General features: G+C 64.0%; 25 protein-coding genes. 16 read left to right on the top strand and 9 right to left on the bottom strand.

The window, feature by feature from the left end:
- Positions 1 to 21 precede the first annotated feature (21 nt).
- From Q2941_RS04195 to fabZ, 4 genes are all read left to right on the top strand, one after another.
- Positions 22 to 1,173: a M50 family metallopeptidase gene (locus Q2941_RS04195; RefSeq protein WP_254112197.1), complete on the top strand. Its 1,152-nt coding sequence runs from the start codon at positions 22 to 24 to the stop codon at positions 1,171 to 1,173.
- Positions 1,174 to 1,352: 179 nt separating this feature from the next.
- On the top strand, positions 1,353 to 3,884 hold the full coding sequence (gene bamA / locus Q2941_RS04190; protein ID WP_027523860.1) for an outer membrane protein assembly factor BamA: 2,532 nt from the start codon (positions 1,353 to 1,355) through the stop codon (positions 3,882 to 3,884).
- Positions 3,885 to 3,916: 32 nt separating this feature from the next.
- Positions 3,917 to 4,981: a UDP-3-O-(3-hydroxymyristoyl)glucosamine N-acyltransferase gene (gene lpxD / locus Q2941_RS04185; RefSeq protein WP_027523861.1), complete on the top strand. Its 1,065-nt coding sequence runs from the start codon at positions 3,917 to 3,919 to the stop codon at positions 4,979 to 4,981.
- The gene (fabZ, locus tag Q2941_RS04180) at positions 4,981 to 5,439 is read left to right on the top strand and encodes a 3-hydroxyacyl-ACP dehydratase FabZ (RefSeq protein ID WP_027523862.1); all 459 of its coding nucleotides are present in this window, start codon (positions 4,981 to 4,983) and stop codon (positions 5,437 to 5,439) included. Before lpxD ends, fabZ begins: the two co-directional genes overlap by 1 nt.
- A 19-nt stretch (positions 5,440 to 5,458) precedes the next feature.
- On the opposite strand, the gene Q2941_RS04175 is transcribed toward fabZ, so the two are convergent.
- A complete protein-coding gene (locus Q2941_RS04175) occupies positions 5,459 to 5,797 on the bottom strand; it encodes a KTSC domain-containing protein (protein WP_027523863.1) in 339 nt (112 codons plus the stop codon).
- Between the two features lie 159 nt (positions 5,798 to 5,956).
- Here Q2941_RS04175 and lpxA point away from each other — a divergent pair, with 159 nt between their 5' ends.
- The 3 genes from lpxA to lpxB are packed head-to-tail and all read left to right on the top strand — an operon-like array spanning position 5,957 to position 8,816.
- Positions 5,957 to 6,751: an acyl-ACP--UDP-N-acetylglucosamine O-acyltransferase gene (lpxA, locus tag Q2941_RS04170; protein WP_254112200.1), complete on the top strand. Its 795-nt coding sequence runs from the start codon at positions 5,957 to 5,959 to the stop codon at positions 6,749 to 6,751.
- Between the two features lie 20 nt (positions 6,752 to 6,771).
- Complete coding sequence (locus Q2941_RS04165; protein ID WP_035662772.1) at positions 6,772 to 7,629, top strand: LpxI family protein; 858 nt, start codon at positions 6,772 to 6,774, stop codon at positions 7,627 to 7,629.
- Positions 7,626 to 8,816 carry a lipid-A-disaccharide synthase gene (gene lpxB, locus Q2941_RS04160; RefSeq protein ID WP_458191729.1) on the top strand — a complete coding sequence of 397 codons (1,191 nt, stop codon included), beginning with the start codon at positions 7,626 to 7,628 and terminating at the stop codon, positions 8,814 to 8,816. The genes Q2941_RS04165 and lpxB overlap by 4 nt, the downstream gene beginning before the upstream one ends.
- Before the next feature lie 66 nt (positions 8,817 to 8,882).
- Here the strand turns inward: lpxB and gltA are convergent, their stop codons facing one another.
- Both gltA and gltX read right to left on the bottom strand, forming a co-directional pair.
- Positions 8,883 to 10,184 carry a citrate synthase gene (gltA, locus tag Q2941_RS04155; RefSeq protein ID WP_027523867.1) on the bottom strand — a complete coding sequence of 434 codons (1,302 nt, stop codon included), beginning with the start codon at positions 10,182 to 10,184 and terminating at the stop codon, positions 8,883 to 8,885.
- A gap of 142 nt (positions 10,185 to 10,326) precedes the next feature.
- Positions 10,327 to 11,751 (bottom strand): glutamate--tRNA ligase, encoded by a 1,425-nt coding sequence (gltX, locus tag Q2941_RS04150; RefSeq protein ID WP_458191728.1) that lies wholly within the window; start codon positions 11,749 to 11,751, stop codon positions 10,327 to 10,329.
- 155 nt (positions 11,752 to 11,906) lie between these two features.
- Between gltX and Q2941_RS04145 the strand changes: the two genes are divergently transcribed.
- Both Q2941_RS04145 and Q2941_RS04140 read left to right on the top strand, forming a co-directional pair.
- The gene (locus Q2941_RS04145) at positions 11,907 to 13,586 is read left to right on the top strand and encodes a glutamine--tRNA ligase/YqeY domain fusion protein (protein WP_458191727.1); all 1,680 of its coding nucleotides are present in this window, start codon (positions 11,907 to 11,909) and stop codon (positions 13,584 to 13,586) included.
- A 29-nt stretch (positions 13,587 to 13,615) separates the two neighbouring features.
- A complete protein-coding gene (locus Q2941_RS04140) occupies positions 13,616 to 14,008 on the top strand; it encodes a YybH family protein (protein ID WP_254112204.1) in 393 nt (130 codons plus the stop codon).
- 21 nt (positions 14,009 to 14,029) lie between these two features.
- On the opposite strand, the gene ppx is transcribed toward Q2941_RS04140, so the two are convergent.
- The 4 genes from ppx to Q2941_RS04120 all read right to left on the bottom strand — a co-directional run bounded on the left by ppx (position 14,030) and on the right by Q2941_RS04120 (position 19,185).
- Positions 14,030 to 15,532, bottom strand: a complete 1,503-nt coding sequence (gene ppx / locus Q2941_RS04135) for an exopolyphosphatase (RefSeq protein WP_458191726.1) — start codon at positions 15,530 to 15,532, stop codon at positions 14,030 to 14,032.
- 15 nt (positions 15,533 to 15,547) lie between these two features.
- Entirely contained in the window at positions 15,548 to 17,737 is a 2,190-nt protein-coding gene (locus tag Q2941_RS04130) for an RNA degradosome polyphosphate kinase (RefSeq protein ID WP_458191780.1), read from the bottom strand.
- 135 nt (positions 17,738 to 17,872) lie between these two features.
- Complete coding sequence (locus Q2941_RS04125) at positions 17,873 to 18,550, bottom strand: P-loop NTPase family protein (RefSeq protein ID WP_458191725.1); 678 nt, start codon at positions 18,548 to 18,550, stop codon at positions 17,873 to 17,875.
- Positions 18,551 to 18,642: 92 nt separating this feature from the next.
- Positions 18,643 to 19,185 (bottom strand): CDP-alcohol phosphatidyltransferase family protein, encoded by a 543-nt coding sequence (locus Q2941_RS04120; RefSeq protein WP_027523874.1) that lies wholly within the window; start codon positions 19,183 to 19,185, stop codon positions 18,643 to 18,645.
- A gap of 154 nt (positions 19,186 to 19,339) precedes the next feature.
- Here Q2941_RS04120 and purM point away from each other — a divergent pair, with 154 nt between their 5' ends.
- Both purM and purN read left to right on the top strand, forming a co-directional pair.
- A complete protein-coding gene (gene purM, locus Q2941_RS04115) occupies positions 19,340 to 20,413 on the top strand; it encodes a phosphoribosylformylglycinamidine cyclo-ligase (protein ID WP_458191724.1) in 1,074 nt (357 codons plus the stop codon).
- Between the two features lie 5 nt (positions 20,414 to 20,418).
- Entirely contained in the window at positions 20,419 to 21,072 is a 654-nt protein-coding gene (gene purN, locus Q2941_RS04110; RefSeq protein ID WP_458191723.1) for a phosphoribosylglycinamide formyltransferase, read from the top strand.
- 88 nt (positions 21,073 to 21,160) lie between these two features.
- On the opposite strand, the gene Q2941_RS04105 is transcribed toward purN, so the two are convergent.
- Positions 21,161 to 21,364: a cold-shock protein gene (locus Q2941_RS04105; RefSeq protein ID WP_027523877.1), complete on the bottom strand. Its 204-nt coding sequence runs from the start codon at positions 21,362 to 21,364 to the stop codon at positions 21,161 to 21,163.
- Between the two features lie 382 nt (positions 21,365 to 21,746).
- Here Q2941_RS04105 and Q2941_RS04100 point away from each other — a divergent pair, with 382 nt between their 5' ends.
- Positions 21,747 to 22,913, top strand: coding sequence for an autotransporter outer membrane beta-barrel domain-containing protein (locus Q2941_RS04100; protein WP_458191722.1), 1,167 nt, complete (start codon positions 21,747 to 21,749; stop codon positions 22,911 to 22,913).
- A 10-nt stretch (positions 22,914 to 22,923) separates the two neighbouring features.
- Here the strand turns inward: Q2941_RS04100 and Q2941_RS04095 are convergent, their stop codons facing one another.
- Positions 22,924 to 23,967 (bottom strand): LysR family transcriptional regulator, encoded by a 1,044-nt coding sequence (locus Q2941_RS04095; RefSeq protein WP_254112207.1) that lies wholly within the window; start codon positions 23,965 to 23,967, stop codon positions 22,924 to 22,926.
- A 66-nt stretch (positions 23,968 to 24,033) separates the two neighbouring features.
- Between Q2941_RS04095 and Q2941_RS04090 the strand changes: the two genes are divergently transcribed.
- From Q2941_RS04090 to Q2941_RS04075, 4 genes are read left to right on the top strand one after another with little or no spacing between them, the layout of a single operon-like run.
- Entirely contained in the window at positions 24,034 to 24,651 is a 618-nt protein-coding gene (locus Q2941_RS04090) for a hypothetical protein (RefSeq protein WP_027523880.1), read from the top strand.
- Complete coding sequence (locus tag Q2941_RS04085) at positions 24,638 to 25,255, top strand: GNAT family N-acetyltransferase (protein ID WP_027523881.1); 618 nt, start codon at positions 24,638 to 24,640, stop codon at positions 25,253 to 25,255. The genes Q2941_RS04090 and Q2941_RS04085 overlap by 14 nt, the downstream gene beginning before the upstream one ends.
- Before the next feature lie 25 nt (positions 25,256 to 25,280).
- Positions 25,281 to 25,844, top strand: a complete 564-nt coding sequence (locus Q2941_RS04080; RefSeq protein WP_027523882.1) for a cysteine hydrolase family protein — start codon at positions 25,281 to 25,283, stop codon at positions 25,842 to 25,844.
- A gap of 26 nt (positions 25,845 to 25,870) precedes the next feature.
- Positions 25,871 to 26,053, top strand: coding sequence for a hypothetical protein (locus Q2941_RS04075; protein ID WP_156944386.1), 183 nt, complete (start codon positions 25,871 to 25,873; stop codon positions 26,051 to 26,053).
- Positions 26,054 to 26,138: the final 85 nt, after the last annotated feature.

The raw sequence follows: 26,138 nt of genomic DNA, 5'->3' as shown, positions 1-26,138 counted from the left end.
GCCCCGGGTTAAGAGGAATCAATGACTGAGTTTTTCCTCCATAGCTTCAATACGTTGAGCCATGGGCTCATCGGTTACGCGATCCCCTTTTTGTTCGTCCTGACCATCGTCGTTTTCTTCCATGAGCTCGGCCATTTCCTGGTTGCGCGCTGGGCCGGCGTGAAAGTGTTGACCTTCTCGCTCGGCTTCGGCCCCGAGCTGGTCGGATTCAACGACCGCCATGGCACGCGCTGGAAAATCTCGGCGATCCCGCTCGGCGGCTATGTCAAATTTTTCGGCGACGACACCGAGGCTTCGACGCCGTCGGCCGAGACGCTGGCCGCGATGTCGGCGGAGGAACGCGCCGGCAGCTTCCACCATAAGAAGGTCGGCCCGAGGGCGGCGATCGTCGCGGCCGGACCGATCGCGAATTTCCTGCTCGCGATCGTGATCTTCACCTGTCTTTTCACCTTTTTCGGCAAGCCATCGACGACGGCGCGAGTCGACAAGATCGAGGCCGGCAGTGCGGCGGCTACGGCCGGCTTCCAGGTTGGCGACGTCGTGACCGCCATTGACGGAACCAAGATCGGAAGCTTCTCCGACATGCAGCGGATTGTCGGCACGCATGCCGGCGACAAGCTGACCTTCACCGTGAAGCGGGGCGATTCCCAGGTCGATCTGGCCGGGACGCCGGAACTGCGCGAGGTGAAGGATCCGTTCGGCAACGTACACCGGCTCGGCGTGCTCGGAATCACCCGGCAGACAGCCGCTGGTGACACCGTCACCGAGCGGGTCGATCCGGCCACCGCGCTGTGGCTGGGCGTGAAGGAAACCTGGTTCGTGATCGACCGGACGCTGGCCTATATCGGCGGGGTCTTTGCGGGCCGCGAGGCCGCCGATCAGGTCGGCGGTCCCCTGCGAATCGCCCAGATCTCCGGGCAGGTCGCGACGATCGGGCTCGCGGCGCTGGTGCATCTGGCCGCAGTGCTGTCGATCTCGATCGGGCTGTTGAACCTGTTTCCCGTTCCGCTGCTCGATGGCGGGCACCTTTTGTTCTATGCGGTGGAGGCGGTACGGGGCCGGCCTTTGTCGGAGCGCGCGCAGGAGATGGGGTTCCGAATCGGGCTCGGCTTGGTACTGATGTTGATGGTGTTTGCGACCTACAACGACATCCTCCATCTGGCGGCATCGTGAAGCGGGCTTTTTTGTGACGTTGCTCTTAGGCAACGTCCTGGACTGAAATTGAAATTACGGCGCGCTCGGCCGTTTGCGGCGTCGGTGAAATTAGCTACAAGCGGCATGAAACTTGGGGAATCTCCCAGACCGGCGTTGGGGTTGGGTCTGGCACTGGAATGATAAGGGCGTCGTTGCGCATGATTTTTGGTATGAAGGTCCGGGGGGGCCTGCTCGCCACCCTGATCATGTTCGGCGTGCCGGTGCTTGCCCCGGTCGGGGCCGCTCTTGTGTCTTCGCCTGCTGCGGCCCAGACCGTGGATTCGATTGCGGTAGAGGGGAACCGCCGTGTCGAGGTCGAGACCATCCGTTCCTATTTCAAGCCGGGCCCGGGTGGGCGGCTTGACCAGGCGGCCATCGACGACGGCCTCAAGGCGCTGATCGAGACCGGCCTGTTCCAGGACGTGAAGATCAACCGCGTCGGCGGCCGGATCGTGGTTTCGGTGGTTGAAAACGCCGTGATCGGCCGCGTCGCCTTCGAGGGCAACAAGAAGATCAAGGACGAGCAGCTCACCGCCGAAGTCCAGTCCAAGCCGCGCGGCACGTTCTCTCGCGCCGTGGTGCAGTCGGACACGCTGCGCATCGCCGAAATCTATCGCCGCTCCGGCCGCTATGACGTGCACGTCACGCCCGAGATCATCGAGCAGCCGAACAACCGCGTCGATCTGATCTTCACGATCGAGGAGGGCGCCAAGACGGGCGTCAAGTCGATCGACTTCGTCGGCAACGTGGCCTATTCGAGCTATCGCCTGAGGGACGTCATCAAGACTCGTGAGACGAATCTCCTGAGCTTCCTCGGCAGTGCCGACGTCTACGATCCGGACCGGGTCGAGGCCGACCGCGACCTGATTCGCCGCTTCTACCTCAAGCACGGCTTCGCCGACGTGCAGGTGGTCGCCGCGATCACCGAATACGATCCGGAGAGGAAGGGATTCCTCGTCACCTTCAAGATCGAGGAAGGCCAGCAGTACCGCGTCGGCTCGGTCGACTTCCGCACGAGCATCGCCAACTTCGATCCCAACGTGCTGCGCACCTATTCGCGCGTCAATGTCGGCTCGCTCTACAACGTCGAGTCGGTCGAGAAGTCGGTCGAGGAAATGCAGATCGAGGCCTCGCGCCGCGGCTTTGCCTTCGCCGTGGTTCGGCCCGGTGGCGACCGCAATTTCGATGCGCATACCGTGTCGGTCGTGTTCAACATCGACGAAGGTCCGCGCACCTATATCGAGCGCATCAACATTCGCGGCAACAGCCGCACGCGCGACTACGTGATCCGGCGCGAGTTCGACCTCTCCGAGGGCGACGCCTATAACCGCGCGCTGGTCGATCGCGCCGAGCGCCGCCTGAAGAACCTCGACTTCTTCAAGACCGTCAAGATCACTACCGAGCCGGGCTCGTCCAGCGACCGCGTGGTCCTGATCGTCGATCTCGAGGAAAAGTCCACCGGCGACTTCTCAGTGTCGGGCGGCTACTCCACGACCGACGGCGCGCTGGCCGAAGTCTCGATCTCCGAGCGCAACCTGCTCGGCCGCGGGCTGTTCGCCAAGGCCTCCGTCACCTACGGCCAGTATGCGCGCGGCTATTCGCTGTCGTTCGTCGAACCGTACCTGCTCGACTACCGCGTCGCGCTCGGCCTCGACCTCTATCAGCGTACGCAACTGTCCAACAGCTTCATCTCCTACGGCACCAAGACGCTGGGCTTCAGCCCGCGGCTCGGCTTCAGCCTGCGCGAAGATCTGGCCTTGCAGCTGCGCTACTCGATCTACCGCCAGGAGATCACGCTGCCGTCCTACCTGACGGACTGTAACAACACGCTGGGCGACCCGAACTTCATGAGCCCGGCGTTTGCAAATGCGAATGGCATCAGTCTGGCAAGCACCACCAACAGCCTGGGTTGTTACGCCAACGGCGAAGCCTCGCTGCCGGTGCGCAAGGAGCTCGCTGGTGGCAAGACGCTGACCTCGGCGCTCGGCTACTCGCTGAGCTACAACACGCTCGACAACAACAAGAACCCGACCGACGGCCTCCTGGTCGACTTCAAGCAGGACTTCGCCGGCGTCGGCGGCGACGTCACCTATCTGAAGTCGGCTGTTGATGCGAAGTACTACCAGTCGCTGGTCTCCGACCTCGTCGGCCTGGTCCACTTGCAGGGCGGCATCCTGAACAAGATCGGCAACAACGACATCCGCATGCTCGATCACTTCCAAATGGGCCCGAACCTCGTCCGCGGCTTTGCGCCGAACGGCATCGGTCCGCGCGACCTCAATCCCTACGGCACTCAGGACGCGCTTGGCGGCACGAAGTACTGGGGCGCTTCGCTCGAATTGCAGATGCCGTTCTGGTTCCTGCCCAAGGAAGTGGGCCTGAAGGGCGCGGTCTATGCCGACGCCGGCGGTCTCTACGACTACCAGGGCCCGACGACCTGGGCGCTCACCGGCGAAACGACGACGACGAAGAACTCGAACTGTACGCCGTCGACCGTCAACCCGGCCACGCCTGGAACTTGTACCGGATTGGTGTATGACAATGGTAACGTCGTCCGCTCTTCGGTGGGTGTCGGTCTGATCTGGCAGTCTCCGTTCGGACCGCTGCGCTTCGACTACGCAGTGCCGCTCACCAAGGGCGCGTATGACCGCGTGCAGCAGTTCCGGTTCGGCGGCGGTACGTCGTTCTAAGCTGATCTCCGGCCGGACCTCGACGGGGTGGAATGGCGCAGCCGTCCTTCTTCAAGAAGCCGCCTGCGTCGGCGCTGGCTGATATCGCCACGCTGACGAAGGCGCAGCTGGTCGACCCGGCCCGGGCCGGCCACATCATCACGGGCCTGGCTTCGCTCGACGAAGCCGGCCCGATGCATCTGACGTTCTTCGACAACCTCAAATATGTCGACCAGCTCAAGGCGACCAAGGCCGGGGCGTGCCTCGTCAGCCCGCGCTTCGAGGCGCAGGTGCCGGCCCACGTCGCCGCGCTGCGCGTCGCGCAGCCGTTCCGCGCCTTCGTCAGGATCGCCCGGGAATGGCACGGCGACGCGCTGAGGCCGCAATCCTCGGTCGGCAATGACGGCATCGCGTCGTCGGCGATCATCGATCCGACCGCGCGTCTGGAGGACGGCGTCGTGGTCGATCCGCTGGCCGTCATCGGCCCCGATGTCGAGATCGGCAGCGGTACCGTGATCGGCGTCGGCGCAGTGATCGGCCCCGGCGTCAAGATCGGCCGGGACTGCGACGTCGGCGCCCGTACGGCCATCCAGTGCGCCTTGATCGGCAACAACGTGCTGATCCACCCCGGCTGCTCAATCGGCCAGGACGGCTACGGCTTCGTCTTTTTCGGTCCCGAGGGCCATCTCAAGGTCCCGCAGACTGGACGGGTGTTGATTCAGAACGACGTCGAGGTCGGCGCCGGCACCACCATCGATCGCGGGTCCTTGCGTGACACCGTGATCGGGGAGGGCACCAAAATCGACAACCAGGTCCAGATCGGCCACAATGTGACCATCGGCCGGAACTGCCTGCTGGCGGCCCAGATCGGCCTCGCCGGCAGCCTGACGATCGGCGACAACGTGGCGCTGGGAGCGAAGGTTGGCATCAACAATCACCTCAAGATCGGCGATGGGGCGCAGGTCACCGCGATGAGCGGCGTCAAGGACGACATCCCGGCAGGCGGACGCTGGGGCGGCTTTTTTGCCAAGCCGACCAAGCAGTGGTTCAAGGAGATCATCGCGGTGGAGCGTCTGGTGCGCGACAGCAAGGCCGATAAGGACGAGGGACAGGAGTGATGGAGGAAGCGCCGGTCAGGTTCGAACTCGTGGACATCAATGCGATTCTGCGCACGCTCCCGCACCGCTTCCCGATGCTGCTGATCGATCGGGTGATCAACATCCGCACCGATTACAGCGGTATCGGCATCAAGAACGTCACCTTCAACGAGCCGGCGTTCCAGGGGCATTTCCCCGAGCGGCCGGTCTATCCCGGCGTGATGATGATCGAGGCGATGGCGCAGACTGCCGGCGTGATCGGCATCACATCGGTCGATGGCACCGAGAAGCCGCGGGCGGTGTATTTCCTCACCATCGACAAGTGCAAATTCCGCAAGCCCGTGCTGCCCGGCGACACCATCGAATACCACATGCGTTCGATCGGTCGGCGCAAGGCGATGTGGTGGTTTCACGGCGACGCCAAGGTCAACGGTCAGGTCGTCGCCGAAGCCGACGTCGGCGCGATGCTGACGGACTGAGGCCAGCCGGCCCGCGGCGCTATTTCACTGGCTTTTGCGTCGGACAGTCATAGCGCTCGCCAGAGGCTGGTCGCCGGATCGTCCGGTTGAAGAATTGGCCCATCGACGGCGCGCCCATCAGAGCCGCAACGGTGTCGGCTGGTACGCTGCAATAACGATCATAGGTACCGTTGACGGCGACGATCAGATCGTTCTCCGAGACGTCGTAGCAAACGCGCTGGAGGACGGTGCTGCGGCTGATGTCGCGGCACGCGAACGCCGCGAGATCGACGCGGCCGCATCCTCTGATCTCGACCGTTTCAGATACGATCGGCGCAGCCATCAACTGCGAGAGCAGGATTGCTATGGTCCTGACCACGTTCTGTTCAAGCTCCGTGTGAAGTCGTTAACGAGCCGAGGAGGCTTGCTCCTTCCGAACTTGAAACAAGCCGAGATGATACGTCACTGGACAGATCACGCAAAGTCGCGCTAACCACCGGAAAACCGAACGACTTCAACGGATAGCCAGACCTTCTTAATGAGCAAGATTGATCCCACCGCGCGCGTGGAAGACGGCGCCGTGATCGGCGAGGGCACAGAGATCGGGCCCTACTGCATCATCGGCCCGAACGTCGTGATCGGCAGAAATTGCAAGCTGATCGGGCATGTGCACATCACGGCGCAGACCACCATCGGCGACGATTGCACCATCTATCCGTTCGCCTCGCTCGGCACGCCGCCGCAGTCGCTCAGCTATCGCGGCGAGCTGACGAAGCTCCGGATCGGCTCAGGCTGCACCATCCGCGAATCCGTGACCATGAATGCAGGCACCGTCGCCGGCGGCGGCATCACAGAGGTCGGCGACCGCGGCTATTTCATGAATTGCAGCCATGTCGGGCACGACTGCCACGTCGGCAACGACGCGATCTTCGCGACCTCGGCGACGCTCGGAGGTCACTGTGAACTCGGCGACTTCGTCTTCATCGGCGGGTTGTCTGCGGTGCACCAGTTCACGCGCATCGGTCCGCAGGTGATGGTCGGTGGCGTTTGTGGCGTGCGCGACGACATCATCCCCTTCGGGCTCGTCAACGGCCAGTATGCGGTGCTCGAAGGTCTCAATATCATCGGCATGAAGCGGCGCAAGTTCACCAAGCAGCGGCTCGCGAGCGTGCGCGCGTTCTATCAAAAGCTGTTCCATGGCCCCGGGATTTTCGCCGAGCGGCTCGCTTCGGTGCAGCCGCTTGCGGCCGAGGATCCCGCGATCGCCGAAATTCTCGATTTCATCGGCAAGGGCAAGCATCGCCCGCTCTGTCTTCCCGCGATGGGGCAGTAAGCACGGGGATGGCCGCGAGCATGACATCGGCGGCTCCAGAGATTTCGTCACCGGTCGGCGTCATCGCCGGCGGCGGCGCCATGCCGTTTGCGGTTGCGGAGTCGCTCGCCGCACGTGGCATCGCACCGGTGCTGTTTCCGCTCCGCGGCGCCTGCGATCCTGTCCAGGTGGAAAAATTCCGACATCGCTGGATCTCGGTGGGGCAGCTCGGCCGCGCCATGCGCCTGTTTCGTGAAGAGGGCTGCCGCGACCTGATCTTCATCGGCACCTTGATGCGGCCATCGCTGTCGGAAGTGCGCTTCGATCTCAAGACACTCCGGCTTCTCGGGCACGTCGTCCGCGCGTTTCGCGGGGGCGACGACCATCTGCTCTCCGGCGTCGGTCGCATGCTCGAGCAGGACGGCTTTCGCATGGTCGGGATCAAGGACGTCGCGCCTGATCTGTTGATGCCCGAGGGCTGCATCACCCGTGCCTTGCCGGCAGACAACGCCAGGAGTGATATCGAGCGCGGCCGCGCGGTGCTGGCTGCGCTGAGCCCGTTTGACATCGGCCAGGCCGTGGTCGTGATCGACGGCCATGTGGTCGCGGTCGAGGACATCGAGGGCACCGACGGGCTGCTCCAGCGTGTGGCGCGGCTGCGCAGCGAGGGCCGCATCCGCGCGGCGCGCGGGCGCGGCGTGCTGGTCAAGGCGCCGAAGCGCGGACAAGATCTGCGCTTCGATCTGCCGACGATCGGCCCGCGCACCGTTGAAGGTGTCGCCAGCGCTGGCCTTTCGGGCATCGCCGTGATCGCGGGCAACACCATCGCCGCCGAGCCGCAGGCGATGATCGAGCGCGCCGACGCCAATTACCTCTTCGTCATCGGCCTGCAATCGTGATGTCTGGGCGCGATCCAAAGCGAAGGATTTTTCTGATCGCCACGGAGGAGTCCGGCGACCGGCTGGGAGCTGCGCTGATGAAGGTGCTGCGCCAGCGGCTCGGCGATGGCGTGCAATTCGAGGGCGTCGGTGGCCGCACCATGGTGCGCGAGGGGCTGGTCTCACTCTTTCCGATCGAGGAGCTCTCGATCGTCGGCTTTGCTGCCGTCGTGCAGCAGCTGCCAAAAATCCTGCGCCTGATCCGCAAGACCGCAGATGCCGTGACGGAAGCTGCGCCCGACGCGCTCGTCATCATCGACAGTCCCGACTTCACCCATCGCGTCGCCCGCCGTGTCCGCGCACGCAATCCGGCGATCCCGATCGTCGACTACGTCTCGCCCTCGGTCTGGGCGTGGCGGCCGGGCAGGGCGCGGGCCATGCTGTCATATGTCGATCACGTGCTCGGCCTGATGCCGTTCGAGCCCGAGGAATACCGCAAGCTGCGGGGCCCGCCGTGCAGCTATGTCGGCCATCCCCTGATCGAACAATTGTCCTCGCTGCGACCGAATGCGGAGGAGCAGAAGCGCCGCGATGGCGAGCCGCCGGTGCTGCTGGTCTTGCCCGGCAGCCGGCGCAGCGAGATCAGGCATCATCTCGAGGTGTTCGGCGCGGCGCTCGGCCGATTGGAGGCTAGCGGCCAGCGCTTCGAATTGGTGCTGCCGACCATGTCGCATCTCGAACCAACGGTGCGCGAGGGCACCGCAAGCTGGCCGGTCAAGCCGCAAATCGTGGTGGGCGAAGCCGAGCGGCGAGCCGCGTTCCGGACCGCGCGCGCGGCGCTGGCGAAATCCGGCACGGTGACGCTGGAGCTTGCGCTGTCGGGCATTCCCATGGTGACGGCCTATCGCGTCGGCGCGATCGAGGCCTTCATCCTGCGCCGCGCCATCAGTGTCTCCTCCGTGATCCTCGCCAATCTCGTAATCGGCAAAGAGGTGATCCCCGAGTTTCTGCAGGAGGACTGCACGTCCGAGAAACTTGCGCAGGCACTGGCCGAGGTGTTGACGGACTCGCCGCTGCGCAAGCAGCAAGTCGAAGCCTTCGCCCAGCTCGACACGATCATGTCGACCGGAAATAAGTCGCCGAGCGTGCTGGCGGCGGACATCGTGCTGGCGACGATGCGGAAGGGGCGGGCGGGGAAGCTGGGCTAGCGGCGATCACAAACAAAAACGGCGCCATCCACGATGGCGCCGTTTCGTTTGGCCTTGGAGCCGACCTTACTTCCGCTGGTCGATCGGCACGTAGTCGCGCTTGGTGACGCCGGTGTAGAGCTGGCGCGGGCGGCCGATCTTCTGCTGCGGATCCTCGATCATTTCGCTCCACTGGCTGATCCAGCCGACGGTGCGCGCGACCGCGAACAGCACGGTGAACATCGAGACCGGGAAACCCATCGCCTTCAGCGTGATGCCCGAATAGAAGTCGACGTTCGGGTAGAGCTTGCGGTCGATGAAGTACTGGTCGCTGAGCGCGATCTTCTCGAGCTCCAGCGCGACCTTCAGCATCGGATCGTCGCCATGGCCCATCTCCTTGAGCACGGCGTGACACATCTTCTGCATGATCTTGGCGCGCGGATCGTAGTTCTTGTAGACGCGGTGGCCGAAGCCCATCAGGCGGACTTCGCTGTTCTTGTCCTTCACCTTGGCGATGAACTCGGGAATCTTGTCGACGGTGCCGATCTGGTAGAGCATGTTCAGCGCGGCTTCGTTGGCGCCGCCATGCGCCGGGCCCCACAGGCAGGCGATGCCGGCCGCGATGCAGGCGAACGGATTGGCGCCGGACGAGCCGGCGATGCGCACCGTCGAGGTCGAGGCGTTCTGCTCGTGGTCGGCGTGCAGGATGAAGATCTTCTCCAGCGCGTCAGCGAGCACCGGGCTGACCTTGTACTCCTCGCAGGGCACCGCGAAGCACATGTTGAGGAAGTTCTCGGCGAAGCCGAGCGAGTTCTTCGGATACACGAAGGGCTGGCCGACGGTGTACTTGTAGGCCATCGCCGCGAGCGTCGGGATCTTCGCGATCATGCGCATGGAGGCAATCATGCGCTGCTTCGGATCATTGATGTCGGTGGAGTCGTGATAGAAGGCGGCAAGCGCGCCGACCGCTGCCACCATGATCGCCATCGGATGGGCGTCGCGGCGGAAGCCCTGGAAGAAGCGGGCCATCTGCTCGTGCACCATTGTGTGGTGCGTGACGCGGTAGTCGAAATCCTTCTTCTGCGCCGCCGTCGGCAAATTCCCGTAAAGCAGGAGGTAGCAGGTCTCCAGGAAGTCGCCGTGCTCGGCGAGCTGTTCGATCGGATAGCCGCGGTATTCCAGCACGCCGGCGTCGCCGTCGATATAGGTGATCTTGGACTGGCAGCTCGCGGTCGAGGTAAAGCCCGGATCGTAGGTGAAGAGGCCGGATTGGCCATAGAGCTTGCCGATGTCGACGACGTCAGGCCCGACGCTGCCGCTCAGGATCGGGAGATCGTAGTTCTTGTTTCCGACCGTCAGCGTTGCTGTTTTTGTGGATTTTGCGTCCATCGTAAGTCCCCGATGAATTGTGAAACGGGCCGGACCTGATCGTCCCCCAAAAGATGGCGGGGCAAGCCGGATATTCCAGAAGGTACGGGTGAGATGGGTATATTATTGCTGTGTGCGCTGCAAGATGGGCACCGCACAGGACTTAGGTCGTAGATTGATCCTTCAGCCGGCCCAGGCTTTCCTGGCGCCCCAGGACGTCCAAAACCTCGAATATACCGGGTGAAGTGCTTCGTCCGGTCAGCGCTGCCCGCAGCGGCTGGGCGACCGCGCCGAGCTTGAGACTATTTTCCTCGGCATAGGCGCGCAGCGCGGCCTCCGCGGTGGCCGCGCTCCAGCTCTCGACATTCTCCAGCGCGGAATGAAGCCGGCCGATCAGGGCCCGGTTCTCCGGCGTCAGCAGGGCTGCGGCCTTGGGATCGAGCTCCAGCGGGCGGTCGGCGAAGATGAAATAGGCACCGTCGATCAGCTCGATCAGCGTCTTGGCGCGCTCCTTGAGGCTCGGCATGGCCTTCAGAAGCTGCGCGCGCGTGGCATCGTTCAGCTTGGCCTTGAGTTCGGCACGTCCCGGAACGTGGTCAAGCACGTCCTCGAACATCCTCACGAGCGATTGATCGTCCGCGTTACGGATGTAGTGGCCGTTGAGGTTCTCGAGCTTGGCAAAGTCGAAACGCGCGGCAGCGCGGCCGACGCTGGCGAGGTCGAACGCGGCGATCATCTCCTCGGTCGAGAAGATCTCCTGGTCGCCATGGCTCCAGCCGAGGCGGACGAGGTAATTGCGTAGCGCGGCCGGCAGATAGCCCATGGCGCGGTAGGCATCGACGCCGAGTGCGCCATGCCGCTTGGAGAGTTTTGAGCCGTCCGGGCCGTGGATCAGCGGGATGTGCGACATGCTCGGCAGCGCCCATCCCATCGCATCGTAGATCTGCTTCTGGCGCGCGGCGTTGATCAGATGATCGTCGCCGCGGATCACATGCGTGACGCCCATGTCGTGGTCGTCGACCACCACCGCGAGCATATAGGTCGGCGTGCCATCGCCGCGCAGCAAGACGAGGTCGTCGAGGTTCTCGTTCTGCCAAACCACGCGGCCCTGCACCTGGTCCTCGATCACGGTCTCGCCGGTCTGCGGCGCGCGCAGCCGGATCGTCGGCTTGACATTGCCGGGCGCGGTTGCCGGATCGCGATCGCGCCACATCCCGTCATAGAAGCGGGTGCGGCCCTCGGCGCGCGCCTTCTCGCGCATCGCGGCGAGCTCCTCGGCGGTGGCGTAGCAGTGATAGGCCTTGCCGTCGGCGAGCAGCTGCTCGGCCACCTCGCGGTGGCGGGCGGCGCGGCTGAACTGGTAGATGACGTCGCCATCCCAGGAAAGCTCCAGCCATTTCAGCCCGTCGAGGATGGCGCCGATCGCCGCCTCGGTGGAGCGCTCGCGGTCAGTGTCCTCGATCCGGAGCAGCATCTTGCCGCCATGCTTCTTCGCATAGAGCCAGTTGAACAGCGCCGTGCGGGCGCCCCCGATATGGAGGAAGCCGGTCGGCGAGGGGGCGAAGCGCGTGACGACGGAATCGGTCATGAGTGGAACGGCCTATGCATTGGAGGCGGTGGTGTATAGCAGGAACGGTGCATAACTAAAGCCTGCCAGCGGACCGCATCGGACCGGGCTGAGGGCTTGGCTCAGCCTTCCGAAACTGGCAGAAGGACCGCTGATTTCCCTACAGGATTTTCGGCATGACGACAGAACCGGTGGCGACTGAGGCGGGGCGCGATTTCATTCGTGACATCGTCCAGGCCGATCTCGATGCGGCGAAGTACAAGGAGATCGTGACCCGGTTCCCGCCGGAGCCGAACGGGTATCTGCATATCGGCCATGCCAAGTCGATTGCGCTCAATTTCGGCATCGCTGAGGAGTTTCGCGGCCGCTGCCACCTGCGCTTCGACGACACCAATCCGGTCAAGGAAGAGCAGGAATATATCGACTCCATCCAGGCCGACGTGCACTGGCTCGGGTTCGACTGGGGCAAGAACCTGTTCTACGCCTCGGACTATTTCGACCGCCTGTACGAATGGGCGGAGAAGCTGATCCGCGACGGGCTCGCTTATGCCGACGACCAGACCCAGGACGAGATCCGGCTTACCCGCGGCACGCTGACGGAGCCGGGCAAGAACTCGCCGTTCCGCGACCGCACGGTCGAGGAGAACCTCGACCTGTTCCGGCGCATGAAGGCCGGCGAATTCCCGAACGGCGCGCGCGTGCTGCGGGCCAAGATCGACATGGCCTCACCCAACATCAACCTGCGCGATCCCGTGCTCTATCGCATCCTGCATGCGCATCATCCGCGCACCGGCGACAAGTGGTGCATCTATCCGAGCTATGACTACGCGCATGGCCAGTCGGATGCGATCGAGGGCATCACGCATTCGATCTGCACGCTGGAGTTCGAGGACCACCGTCCGCTCTATGACTGGTTCATCGAGAAGCTGCCGGTGCCCTCGGAGCCGCATCAGTATGAATTCGCACGGCTGAACCTGACCTACACGGTGCTGTCGAAGCGCGTGCTGACCCAGCTCGTGCGCGACGGCCATGTCGCGGGCTGGGACGATCCGCGCATGCCGACCATGGCGGGCCTGCGCCGCCGTGGCGTGCCGCCGGCCGCACTTCGCGAGTTCGTCAAGCGCATCGGTGTGGCGAAAGCCAACAGCGTGGTCGATGTCGGCATGCTCGAATTCTGCATCCGTGAGGAATTGAACCGCACGTCGCAGCGGCGCATGGCGGTGTTGCGGCCGCTGAAGGTCGTGATCGAGAACTATCCGGAAGGGCAGGTCGAGGAGCTCGAGGCGATCAACCATCCCGACGATGCATCGGCCGGCACGCGCAAGATCGCGTTCTCTCGCGAGATCTATATCGAGCGCGACGACTTCATGGAAAACCCGCCGAAAAAGTTCTTCCGCCTGTCGCCGGGCAACGAGGTGCGGCTGCGCTACGCCTATTTCATCAAGTGCACCGGCGTGATCAAGAACGACGCCGGCGAGGTGGTCGAGCTCCGCTGCACCTATGATCCCCTGACCAAGGGCGGCAACGCGCCCGACGGCCGCAAGGTCAAGGCGACGATGCACTGGCTGCCGGCGGCGCAGTCGGTGTCGGCGGAGATCCGCCTCTACAACCAGCTGTTCTCGAACCCGAGCCCGAACGCTGCCAATTTTGCCGCCGATCTCAATCCGCAGTCGCTGGAGATCCTTCCCGACGCGCGGATCGAGGTGTCGGTTGCCGAGAGCAATGCGACCGAGCCGATGCAGTTCGAGCGGCAGGGCTACTTCGTGCGCGACAAGGATTCGACGCCGGGCAAGCCGGTGTTTTCGCGGACGATCGGATTGCGCGACACCTTTGCCAAGGAAGTCGCCAAGGGCTGAGAAAGGGCTGACAGGGGCTGAGCTGTCGCATGCAGGAGGAACCCGACGCCATCGTTTCCGCCATCATCGCGAAATGGTCTGCCGGCTTCGCAAGGTTGGATGCGGCGGCGCTGTCGTCGCTGTATTCGAGGAACGCGTTCTTCTATGGCTCCAATCCAACGCTCTATCGCGGCCGCGACGGCGTTGCGGCGTATTTCAAAGGTCTGCCACGCTGGCGAGCGCCGAGCGTTTCGTTTTCGGACGTAGCTTGCGCGCACGTCACGCCTGAGGTGGTCAACATGGCCGCCATCGCTTCGTTCGACCTCGGCGAGGAAGCCCCGCCGCTCTCGGTCAAGATCACCTGGGTCATCGTCCGCGAGGATGGCGACTGGAAGATTGCGTGCCATCACGTCTCCGCGAGGACGGCGCTCATCGCGCAGTAGCGCCTCTCGAAGCTGTTGGCCTTAACGCCTTACGATGGACCCCGAGCGGCCGACGAGGCGGGCGAGCTGCTTGAAGCGGCCGCCGACGCGGTCGGCGACGAGATCGCCGAGGCGGTGCTCGAACACCAGCATCAGCTTGCGGCCCGTGCTGCGGAAATGGGTGGCCGGCAGCACGCCGGGCCGGGCCGCCGAGATCAGATGTGCGACGCGGAACGCGGCGCCCAAGAGCCGGGCGCGCTCGAGATGCGCAGGCGTGAGCAGCTCCTGCATCGTCAGCGGCGGCTGGTTCTCTTCGCTCAAGCCCGCATAACGATAGAACACCGACAGGCCGACGAAGGCGCGGCCTTCATGGCTGACTGCGCCGAAATTGCCGTTGACCACGAGGCTCAGCGTCTGCTCGCCGCGGTGGTCGGGATGGACGCGCCAGCCGATGTCGGAGAGCAGACACGCGGTGTGGCGCAGCCTGCGGTCCTCCTCGGTCTCCCGCAGCTTCACCACGCGCACGAAGCGATCGGTCCATTCCATCAGCTCGCGGGCATGGCGCGCCGAGCGTGACATCAGCTGGTTCAGCTCTTCCGCGGCGCAGATCAATCCGTCCTTGGCGCGTTCGGCTTCCGACAGCTTCTCGTGCAACAGGCCTTCTCGCACGCCGAAGGTCGAGAACACGATCGTCTTCGGCCGTGCGACGCGGATGATGTGTTCGAGCACCAGTGCGGCATAGGCGAGGAGAGGCCGCCGCGCATCGGCGACCAGTTCGATGTCGGCCAGCATGTTGGACGCAGCCAGGCGCCGCAGGCGTCGCGCGAAATCCAGTGCGTCCGCCGCCGGTATCGAATAGCCGTGCATCACCTGGAGCGGATAGCCGCTCTGGATGATGTGGATGCGGGCGAGTGCGCGCCACGTGCCGCCGACGGCATAGAAGGTGCGTCCGCGCCCGGCCTTGAGCTGCTCCACCGCGTCGAGCTCCTCCTGCACGATGTGGTCGGCGCGCTTCAGCGATTTATGCGCGAGATCCTGCAGGGCGAGCCCGCCGAGGGGCAGCGTCACGCCGCTGCGCACGCTGTTGCGGTGGACCTCGACGAGCTCCAGCGAGCCGCCGCCGAGATCGCCGACGATGCCGTCGGGATGATGGATGCCGGAGACGACGCCAAGCGCGGAGAGCCGCGCCTCGCGCGGGCCCGACAGGATCTCGATCTTCACCGCGCAGATGCGCTCGGCCCTGGCGATGAAGTCGGGGCCATTCGAGGCGTCGCGGCACGCGGCGGTCGCGATCGCAAAGACGCGGCCGACCTGCATCACGCGACAGAGCGCACGAAATCGCTTCAGAGAGGTCAGTGCCTTGTCGACCGCGTCGGGCGCGAGCAGACCAGTGCTCTGCACCTCGCGGCCGAGACCGCAGAGCGTCTTCTCGTTGAAGATCGGAATGAGGCTCCGCGCCAGTTCCTCGTAGACGACGAGACGCACCGAGTTGGAGCCGATATCGATCACCGCGACGCTTGCGCCACGTTTGCGCGGCCGTGTCACGGCAACAATCCCCGATCAGGACTGATGACGTTCGTTCCGGCGCGTGAGACGCCGCGGCGAGGATTCCTTGAGCGACTTTCCACGGCCAGACAGACTCGGATTTGTCATGAAGTAGTTGTGCACGTTGAAGGGCTCCTCGCCCTTCGCGGCCTTCATACGCGTTGACGATCCGTCGGGCAACAATTGCCAGCTCTGCTCATTGTCCTTCAGGTTGGCGACCATGATCTGTTCGAGAACCTGCTGATGTACCGTCGGATTTTGCAGCGGGCACAATACCTCGACACGGCGGTCGAGATTGCGCGGCATCATGTCGGCTGACGAGATATACACAGCCGCTTTCGCGCTCGGCAGGCCCTGGCCCATGCCGAAACAGTAGATACGGCCGTGTTCGAGGAAGCGCCCGATGATCGATTTGACGCGGATGTTCTCCGACAGGCCGGGGATACCCGGCCGCAGGCAGCAGATGCCGCGCACCACGAGCTCGACCTGGACGCCGGCTTGAGATGCCTCGTAGAGCGCGTCGATGATGTCGGGGTCGACCAGGGCATTCATCTTCATCCAGACCGCGCCGGTCCGGCCGTGCCGCGCATGCGCGGTCTCGCCCTGGATGTGCTCGATGATGCGCTTGCGCAGCGTCAGCGGCGACACCGCCATCTTGTCGAGATCGCTCGGCGCGGCATAGCCGGTGATGAAGTTGAACACGCGCGCAGCGTCGCGGCCGATGGTCGGGTCCGACGTGAAGTAGGAGAGGTCGGTGTAGATGCGCGCGGTCACCGGATGGTAGTTGCCTGTGCCGGTGTGAACATAGGTGGTGAGGCTGCCGCCCTCGCGGCGCACGACCATCGAGAGTTTTGCGTGCGTCTTGAGTTCGAGGAAGCCGTAGACGACCTGCACGCCGGCGCGCTCGAGGTCGCGCGCCCAGCGGATATTGGCCTCCTCGTCGAAGCGCGCCTTGAGCTCGATCAGCGCGGTAACGGACTTGCCCGCCTCGGCGGCCTCGGCCAACGCACGCACGATCGGCGAGTTGTTGGAGGTGCGGTACAGCGTCTGCTTGATCGCGACGACGTCGGGGTCGCGCGTGGCCTGCTGGAGGAACTGCACGACGACGTCGAAGGATTCGTAGGGATGATGGACGATGAGGTCCTTCTGCCGGATCGCGGCGAAGATATCGCCGCCATGCTCGCGCACGCGCTCGGGATGACGCGGCACGTAAGGGGTGAATTCGAGGTCGGGGCGATCGAGGCGGGTGAGTTGCGACAGCTCGTTCATGGCGAGCACGCCGTCGACCAGGAACACTTCGTCTTCGGCCGCAGAGAGCGCGTGCTGCACGAAGCTGCGCAGTTGTTCAGGCGTCTTGGCGTCGACCTCGAGCCGGATCACCGATCCGCGGCGGCGTCGCTTCAGCGCGGTCTCGAACACGCGCACGAGGTCTTCGGCCTCTTCCTCGATCTCCATTTCGGAGTCGCGGATGATGCGGAAGGCGCCCTGGCCGTGGACGTTGTAGCCGGGGAACAGGCGGTTGATGAACAGGGCGGTCATCTGTTCCAGCGAGATCAATCGCACCACGCCCTCCGCGGGCAAGCGGACGAAGCGGTCGATCTTGCCGGGCATGCGGATCAGCGCGTTCATCTGCTTGCCGTCAGCGGCGCGCGTGAGCTGAAGCGCGATGGTGAAGCCCAGGCTCGGAATGAACGGGAAGGGGTGGGCGGGATCGATTGCGAGCGGAGTGAGCAAGGGAAAGACGTTGTGGAGGAAGTGGTCCTCAAGCCAGTTCTTCTCCGCCTTGGTGACGTCCTTGCCCTCGACCAGCACGATGCCGACGTCGGCGAGCGTACCGCGCAGATCGCGCCAGATCGCCTGCTGATCGCTTGCAAGTTGCGAGACGGTCCGGTTGATCAGCGCGAGCTGCTCGGACGGGGTCAGGCCGTCGGGGCTGCGCTCGGGAATGCCCTCGCGGACCTGCGCCTTGATGCCGGCGACGCGGACCATGAAGAACTCATCAAGGTTATTTGCCGAAATCGACAGGAATCGCACCCGCTCCAGCACCGGATGGTGGGGATTGACCGATTCCTCCAGGACCCGGCGGTTGAAATGCAGCCAGGAAAGCTCGCGATTGATGAATCGCTCGGGGCTCGTGGCGATCGCCGGGAGGCCTGTCGATTCCGGTTCTTTTTCTTTGATTTCAACAGCTTGCGCGGAGTCCATGAGAAGTCGATCCATCTTCTTTCGCCTTATCTTGCGACTTATGCGCAAAACCGGCGCAGAGCATGTGTTAGCGCGATGACGTTTCGATGACATTGATGTTCCGCCGTCCGGCGCCGTCAAGCGGCAGACCAAGGATCAGGCGTCGCGCAGCAATTCGACCGCCAGCGCCCGGGTCACGGGCCGGCCGAGCCGCAGGGCTTCGCTGTCGAGCAGCTCCACGGCCCGCCGCGCCGCGGCGGAGGAGCGCTCCAGGCGGGTCGCCAGATAGCCGACCACGCTCTCATCGACGTTCAATTGTCGGTCGGCGCAGAACTTGACGATCAGGCCGCGGAAGAGCTGGTCGTCCGGGGACAAAAGTGACACCACCGGCACGGCGCGCAGGCGCGAGCGGAGGTCGCGCAGCTCGATCTCCAGCGCCGCCGGTACCTCGCGGCCGGTGAGCAGGACGTAGGCCCCGTCCTCGCGCGCGAGGTTCAACAGATGGAAGAGCGCGCGCTCGTCGAGGTCCTTCGATTTCAGGTCCTCAACGACCAGTGCGCCCGTGGCGAGCGCCCCGGGCACGGCGGCCGCGGTCAATGCATTGGCCGTGGTGGAGCGCGCGCCGGCCTCTTCAGCCCAGATGGCGGCGAGGTGGCTCTTGCCTGAGCCTTCGGGCCCGGCCAGCCACATGACCCGGTTTGGCCATTCGGGCCAGCCGTTGATCAGGGCGAGACCGGCGGCGTTGGCGGGGCCTTCGAGAAAATTGTCCCGGCTCAGGCTTTCCGCATGCGGAAGCGAAAACGCCAGTTGTCGGGGATGAACGCGGCCTGCCACGCTTGCTTTGCTCCATGCCGGGCGAGCCGGCTTCGTTTGAAGAGATTCGACGTATCGAGCGGGAGTTGGCCTTTTGCGGGACCGCATCCCCCTCATTTGGCCTCGATCGTGCTCATGTGCCGCAGCCACTCGACGAGATAGAGCGACACGGAGGAGAGTGTGAAGACCGTGACGAGGCCCATCAGGATTATATCATAGGGGCCGGGCTTGAAGCCGAAGGCGAGGGAGGCCAGCACCAGCGCCGCATAGGCCACCTGGGCTGCAGTGTTGAGCTTCGACACCTTCGACGGCTTCATCTCGACCGGCTTGTCGAACAGCCAGGAGACGATCACGGCGGCGACGATCATGATGTCGCGCGAGACCACCAGAATCACGATCCAGCGCGGGATGTCGCCCCAGATGCCGAGCGCCAGATAGATCGAGACCAGCAGCGCCTTGTCGGCGAGCGGATCGAGCAGGGCTCCGAGCTCGCTCCTCATGTTGAAGCGCTTGGCCAGGAAGCCGTCGACAGCGTCGCTGATGCCGGCGATCAGGAAGACGGCGAACGCCACCTCCATCTGGCTCGACACAATCGCCCAGACGATGATCGGGACCAGCATGATGCGGCCCAGGGTAATGATGTTCGGAATACTCACGCGGCGCTTCCCGGCACCCGGTGTGACCTCGAATCCGGCCCTTTGGAGGCTGAACCGGTTGATATGTCTACATAGTATAGCCTCAGGCCCCTTGCGAGCCATTGCGCGGCCCTCGAATTCGACGTAACCAGCCGCAAATCCACTGGAAATCCGCATGACCGACCGCAAAAACGGCCTTACCTACGCCGATTCAGGCGTAGACATCGATGCGGGCAATCGCCTGGTCGACCTGATCAAGCCGATGGTGCGCGCCACCGCGCGTGCCGGCGCCGATGCCGAGATCGGCGGTTTCGGCGGCCTGTTCGACCTCAAGGCAGCCGGGTTCAAGGACCCGGTCCTGGTCGCTGCCACCGACGGTGTCGGCACCAAGGTCAAGATCGCCATCGAGACCGGCCTGCATGGCGGGATCGGCATCGACCTCGTTGCCATGAGCGTCAACGACCTCGTGGTGCAGGGCGCCGAGCCGCTGTTCTTTCTCGATTATTTCGCCTGCGGGAAGCTCGATCCCGAGGCTGCCGCGTCGATCGTCGCGGGCGTCGCCGAAGGCTGCCGCGAGTCCGGCTGCGCATTGATCGGCGGCGAAACCGCCGAGATGCCGGGCCTCTACAAGGACGGCGACTATGATCTCGCCGGGTTCGCGGTCGGCGCCGCCGAGCGCGGGACGCTGCTGCCACGAAAGGATATCGCCGCGGGCGATGCGGTGATCGGCCTGGCGTCCTCCGGGGTGCATTCCAACGGTTTCTCGCTGGTGCGCAAGATCGTCGAGCAGTCCGGCTTCGGCTTCGAGGCCCAGGCGCCGTTTGCGCCCGTCATGACGCTCGGGGGCGCGCTGCTCGCGCCGACCCGGCTCTACGTCAAATCCTGCCTGCGCGCGATCCGCGAGACCGGCGCGGTGAAGGGCCTTGCCCACATCACCGGCGGCGGCTTTACCGACAACATTCCGCGCGTGCTGCCAAAGCATCTCGGCGTCGGCATTGATCTCGCGAACCTGCCGGTGCTGCCGGTATTCAAATGGCTGGCGGCGCAAGGCGGCATCGCCGAACTCGAAATGCTGCGCACCTTCAACTGCGGCATCGGCATGATCGCGATCGTCGAGCCGGATGCCGCCGACAAGGTGGTGCAAGTCTTCACCGATGCCGGCGAGACGGTGGCGCAGCTCGGCACTGTGATCCCGGCCGATGGCGAGCATCGCGTCGTCTATAACGGCCACCTCGACCTGTCGCTGTAAAACTCATGAAGCGCCGCGTTGCCATCCTGATCTCCGGCCGAGGCTCCAACATGGCGGCGCTGATCAAGGCCGCCGCCGCGCCGGATTTTCCAGCGGAGATTTCGCTCGTCATCTCGAACAAGGCCGCCGCGCTGGGCCTGGAGAAGGCGAGGGCGAGCGGCGTGAAGACGCTGTTGATCGAGAGCAAGCCATTCGGCAAGGACCGCGCCGGCTTCGAGGCGGCGCTGCAGGCAGCCCTCGACCAGCATGGCATCGAGCTGATTTGTCTGGGCGGCTTCATGCGGCTGTTCACGGCCGAGTTCACGCAAAGCTGGTACGGGCGGATGCTCAACATCCATCCCTCGCTGCTGCCGTCGTTCCCCGGCCTCGACCCGCACGGCCAGGCCTTGCGCGCCGGCGTCAAACTGTCCGGCGCGACGGTGCACTTCGTGATCCCCGCGACCGATGCCGGCCCGATCGTGATGCAGGGCGCGGTTCCAGTCAGTGACAACGACACGCCGGATACGCTGTCCGAGCGCATCCTCGAAGTCGAGCACCGCATCTATCCCGAAGCACTGCGCCTGCTTGCAACCGGCAAGGTCCGGATCGACGGTGACGTCTGCAAGACCGTGGGGAGCGGGGGCTCGGAGAATTTCCTGATCTCGCCGGTGGTGGGCTGAAGCGCCATCCAGGCTTGAGCCACAAATGAAATCCCCCGGGCGGAGCCGGGGGGATTCATGCTTGTCTATGTCGATCGTTGGCAGAAAGTCAGTGAACTCTGAGGTTCTCCGCGGAAGTCTTGCCGCGGTTCTCCACGAGATCGTATTCAACCACCTGATTTTCATTAAGGGTCGTCAGCCCAGCGCGCTCGACCGCGGAGATGTGGACGAACACGTCCTTGTCGCCGCCGTTCGGCTTGATGAAGCCATAGCCCTTTGTCGGGTTGAACCATTTGACGGTGCCTTTTTGCATCGCCAGTCTCCTCCTTTAGACATAAAAAAGACGCGGCCACGTCTTTGCGCGTGCCACGCCACAAACGGGCTTCCGGAAGTCTGTTCGAGTCTTGAGTCTCAATGTCGCGAAACGCACAGTCGAGCGGCCAAATCCGATTGTGCCGGATATTGCAACATGAAAATCGCGCGCTAGCAAGCAGCGTGCAAAATTCAAGTCCCGATCCGAATCGCGGTGGCACAGTTTGCGACCTGTGGCAGCGGTACCACAGCGCGGGTAATCCCCCCGTTCAACGCCGCCCAAGCGATTGACCCTTCACGCCGGTTCAGCGCAAATCGTTCCAGGTGCCGCGATGCGTGTTGCATTTTTGCGTGTCGCCATTTGCTTTGGGAATTGTGTCGTTATGCGCTGCCTATCGCAGCCTTCAGGGACAAGGCGGACGCGCCGGCCGGGTGTTGTCCGGCGGGCCGCGAGCGTCATGGCGGTCGCCTTTGCGTTCTTCCTGATGATCATGGCTGCCCCGGCGCATGCGCAGTCGCCTACACCGACGCCGACCCCCACGGCGACCCCGACGCCCACCCCGACGCCTACACCGTCACCAACGCCGACCGCGATGAACTACGGCCAGTCGACGGGCAACACCACGCTCAACCTCGGCTCCAGTTTTCTGGAGCGGCTGGGCAACCAGGCCTCGAACGGCTTCGACCGGACCTCCCGCACCAACCCCGGCGGCGGCGGCGCCGCGCAGGCGGCGGAAGGGCCGCGCTACCGGACCTGGTTCGAGGGCTATGGTATTTCGATGCGGACCGACGCGCAGGGCGACTTCGTCGGCGACAAGCGCAAGACCGTTGGCGGGGTCGCCGGTTTCGGCGCGCGGCTCGCGCCGGGGGTCAATCTCGGCTTCTCCGTCGACCAGAGCCACACCGACATCGATGTGCCCCTGGCGCTGCAATCGGCATCGCTGGATCTGACCCAGCTCGGCATCAACGGCTCGGTCGACAAGGGGCCCTGGACCTGGGCCTTTGCGCTCGTGCATGGCTTCGGCAATGTCCATTCCAGCCGGGAAAGCGGCTTCGGTTTGGCGACCGCGGGCTATCGCGCCACCATCGACGGCGCGCTGACCGAGATCAGCTACTACTGGACCCAGGACCAGACCCGCTTCGTCCCCAAAGGTGCGCTGGAATATGTTCGCGCCACCAGCGCCTCGTTCCAGGAGACGGGCAGCCTCTTTCCCCTGACCGTCGGCTCGTCCGCACTCGCACGCGCGCGCGTGATGCTCGGCGCCGAGGTTGGGCGCTACTTCATCTTCGACCAGAAGATTCTGGATCTGTCCGCCTACGGCAAGTTCGTCGACAATTTCTATCAGGACCTGGGATCGATCCAGGTCAGCCTGGGCAGGCAGAGCCTCGTGGTGCCCGGCATCGGCGAGAGCCGCTACGGCCTCGACGCTGGCGCGTCGGCCTCGCTCAGCCTGACCAACACCGCGCGACTCTACGTCAATTATGACGGCAAGTTCCGCAACGAGTTCACCTCGCAACAGGGCACGGTCGGCTTCGAATACAGATGGTAGCCGCTGCCGATCACCTCGGCGTCGTCGCGACATAGCCCGTCAGGCCAAAGCTCTCTCGAGCCGACGCCATCATCGGCACCAGCGCGTTCGGGTGGATGAACTCATCGCGGAAGCAGGGATAGGCACGCGGATCGAAGATCTTCTTCAGCCACTCAACCACGATCTTGTGCCGCTCGGAGGCGCGGAATTCCTTGTGATAGGTGAGCCAGAGATCGGCGTGGTGACTGACGCCGAGATCGACTGCGACGAGCGGCGCGCCGAGTGCGATCGACACCGTCGGCAGAAAGCCGATGCCGGCCCCGCGTTCCACCGCATAGAGCACGCCGACCGATGAATTGGTCTTGATCCCGACGATGCCCTCGAGCGACTTGAGCCCCAGGATGCGGGCATAGGCGGTGTCGTCGACTTGCGGTGCGCTCTGCTTGATGATCCGGTGGTTCTGCAACTCGGCAAGCGTGCGGGGCACGCCGTGCAGGCTCTCGTACTCCTTCGAGACGAAGGGATAGATATGCAGCCGGCCAAGCTTGGCCACGATCAGATCCGGATTGGTCGGCGGCTCCAGCTGGATCGCGATATCGGATTCCAGGCGCGCAACATCGGCCTGCTCCATCGCGCAGCGCAGGTCGACGGTGATCTTGCGATAGGTCTTTTGGAAGTCGATCAGCCGCGGCAGGATCCAGAAATTGCCGGGCCCTTCAGTGACTGCGACGCGCACGGTGCCCGTCGCATCGCTCGAACTGCGCGAGGCGCGGCGAAACACATTGAAAGCGTGACGCTCCATCAACGTAACGTCGGAGATCATCGCCGTGCCTTCGTCGCTCAGCGTCAATCCACTCTGGTCGCGCAGAAACAGCTTGCAGCCGATGCTCTCTTCGAGCCGGTCGATCCGGCGCATCAGCGTCGTCGAGGTGAGGCCGAGCTCCTCGGCGGCGTTGCGGAAACTTTTATATTTTGCGCAAGCTAAAAACAGCTTCAAATCGTCCCAGGATGCATCGAGGGACTCGTCGCTGCGGTGCTGCGTCATCGCAGCACCCCGGTGCAATAGTTGCTGCATACACTTGTTCCTTACCCGGTAAGCTCCTCATCCTAACGGGATGGGGCGAAACGATAGAGGGGCAAGATGGCTATGGAAAGGGGCTCGTTTGCCGCAAGGCATGAATTTGACGCGCTGCCGCTCAGTCCAGACATCGATGTCCATTGTGCGCAATTTTCCGAAATTGCCGCGCTTGCCGACATGGCGCACCGGTTAGTCCCCGGCGTGCGGATCGGCGAGCAGGAACTTGCGCGCTATTTCACCTTCGATTCCCAATGCCTTCTGACCTTCACCCGTAACGGTGCGCTGGTCGGTGGCATGGCCTTCCTGTTTCTCAATGAGCGCGGCCATGACGCGTTGCTGCTCGACGAGATCTGTCTGACCGAGCCCGACATCCGGCATCTCGCATCCGGCAACGAGGAGGTCTCGGCCACCTACATCTGGGCCATCGCAGCCACCGGCCGCGGCATCGCTGGACTCGGCAAGGCGGCCGCGCATCTGAGGCAGCCGCGGTTACGAAGCGCCGATTGTTTCGCGCAGCCATCGACGGCGGCCGGACGCGACATCATGAAAGCGACGGGTTTCGAGCCTATCGCGAGCTTCCAGCCTGACCTCTGGTGCTACGAGCGGCCATGGAATCGACTGCCTATGCGCAGGCCGGGGGCTAAGATCGAAGCAGGGAGTTTTGCAGATGCACGGCACTAGAATTCCTTTAGCCAAACCCGACTCGCGTGCCATCACGATCCGCATCGCGCGCGATCCCAGCGACCTCATGCTGGTCACGGCCATCCGCTCGGCGGTCTATCTCGCCGAGCAGGACTGTCCTTTCGAGGAAGAGTTCGACGGCAACGATTTGGTCGCCGCGCATTTCATCGGCTTCATCGGCAATGAGCCCGCCGGCTGCCTGCGGGTTCGCTTCTTCGGCGAGTTCGCCAAGGTCGAGCGGCTCGCGGTGCGGCACCAGTACCGGCGCTCGCGCGTGTCGTTCAAGCTCGTGCAGGCGAGCGTCGAATATGTGAAGCGCAAGGGCTTCCGCAAGATTTATGGGCAGGCGCAGGACCGGCTGGTCGACTTCTGGGCCCATTTCGGCGCCAAGCCGCTCGGCCACAATCGCAAGATCACCTTCTCGGATTTTTCCTATACCGAGATGGTGCTCGAGATCGAGCCGGGGCCGGACGCGATCACGCTGGACAGTGATCCTTACGTGATCATCCGCCCCGAGGGCGATTGGGATCGGCCGGGGGTGCTCGATGCCTCAGCTGGACGGGCGGTGACATCGCCGCTGCGTAACCTCTCGATGGCCCGCTGAAATTGGTGCAGCTACGAACAAGAAGATGCCGGACTTCATTCACGACGATCCGCCGATCCTGGTTTGCGCCGATCTGCAGGTCGAATATCTGACCCCCGGGCGTCGCCATGTCATTCTCGACGGCGACGCCACGACCTCGCGCTGCCTGGAGTTGTTGACGCTGTGGCGCGACAATCTCTGGCCGGTGATGCACCTCAAGCGCATTGCGCAGGCCGCCTGGTTCAATCCGGCATCCAAGCTGACCGATTGGATTGTCGAGCTGAAGCCGCGACCGGGCGAGATCACGTTCGAGCATCCGCTGCCGTCGGCCTACAGTTCCGCGCGGTTTGCCGACTACAGCGCGAACATCCGGAACATCCGCTGCGTACTGCTCGGTTTCTCGCTCGACGAGACGATTTTGGCGACAGTGGTCGACGGTTTTCACAGGAGCCATCGCTACCAGGTTGTCACCGACGCCGTCGCCTGCCGCCATCCGGGCCATGGCGATGCAGCCGACTACAAGCAGTCGGTGGTGAACGTGATCAGCAATTTTGCTACACTTCGTCCCAGCGCCGAGCTCATCAGGACCAGCGGCGCCATCGCGGTGTAGACGGGCGCGGTCCGCGACGAGGGTGATTGACGACATTGTCCCGGGGGCAAGAGCTGGAAAGTCTCGTAGGCGATCTGTCGCTCGCCCTTGAAACGGCGCGCCGGCTGGGCCTGTCGACGACTGTCTATCTGCTCTCGATGGCGCTCGTCGAGGTGCGCGAGGCGGCCGAGGCTGCCTCGGATGGCGGCGACGATGACGGAGCCGCCTGAACCCACGCTTTATCCGTTTCCTGCAACGCTGCTGTGCTGCCGACGAATTGACGTTGCAAGTTGAGCCGCGCCGCAATAGCCAAGT

Source organism: Bradyrhizobium sp. UFLA05-153, assembly GCF_054185185.1.
The sequence above is the reverse complement of the archived record's forward strand: the minus strand, read 5'-3'. Positions and strand labels throughout refer to the sequence as shown.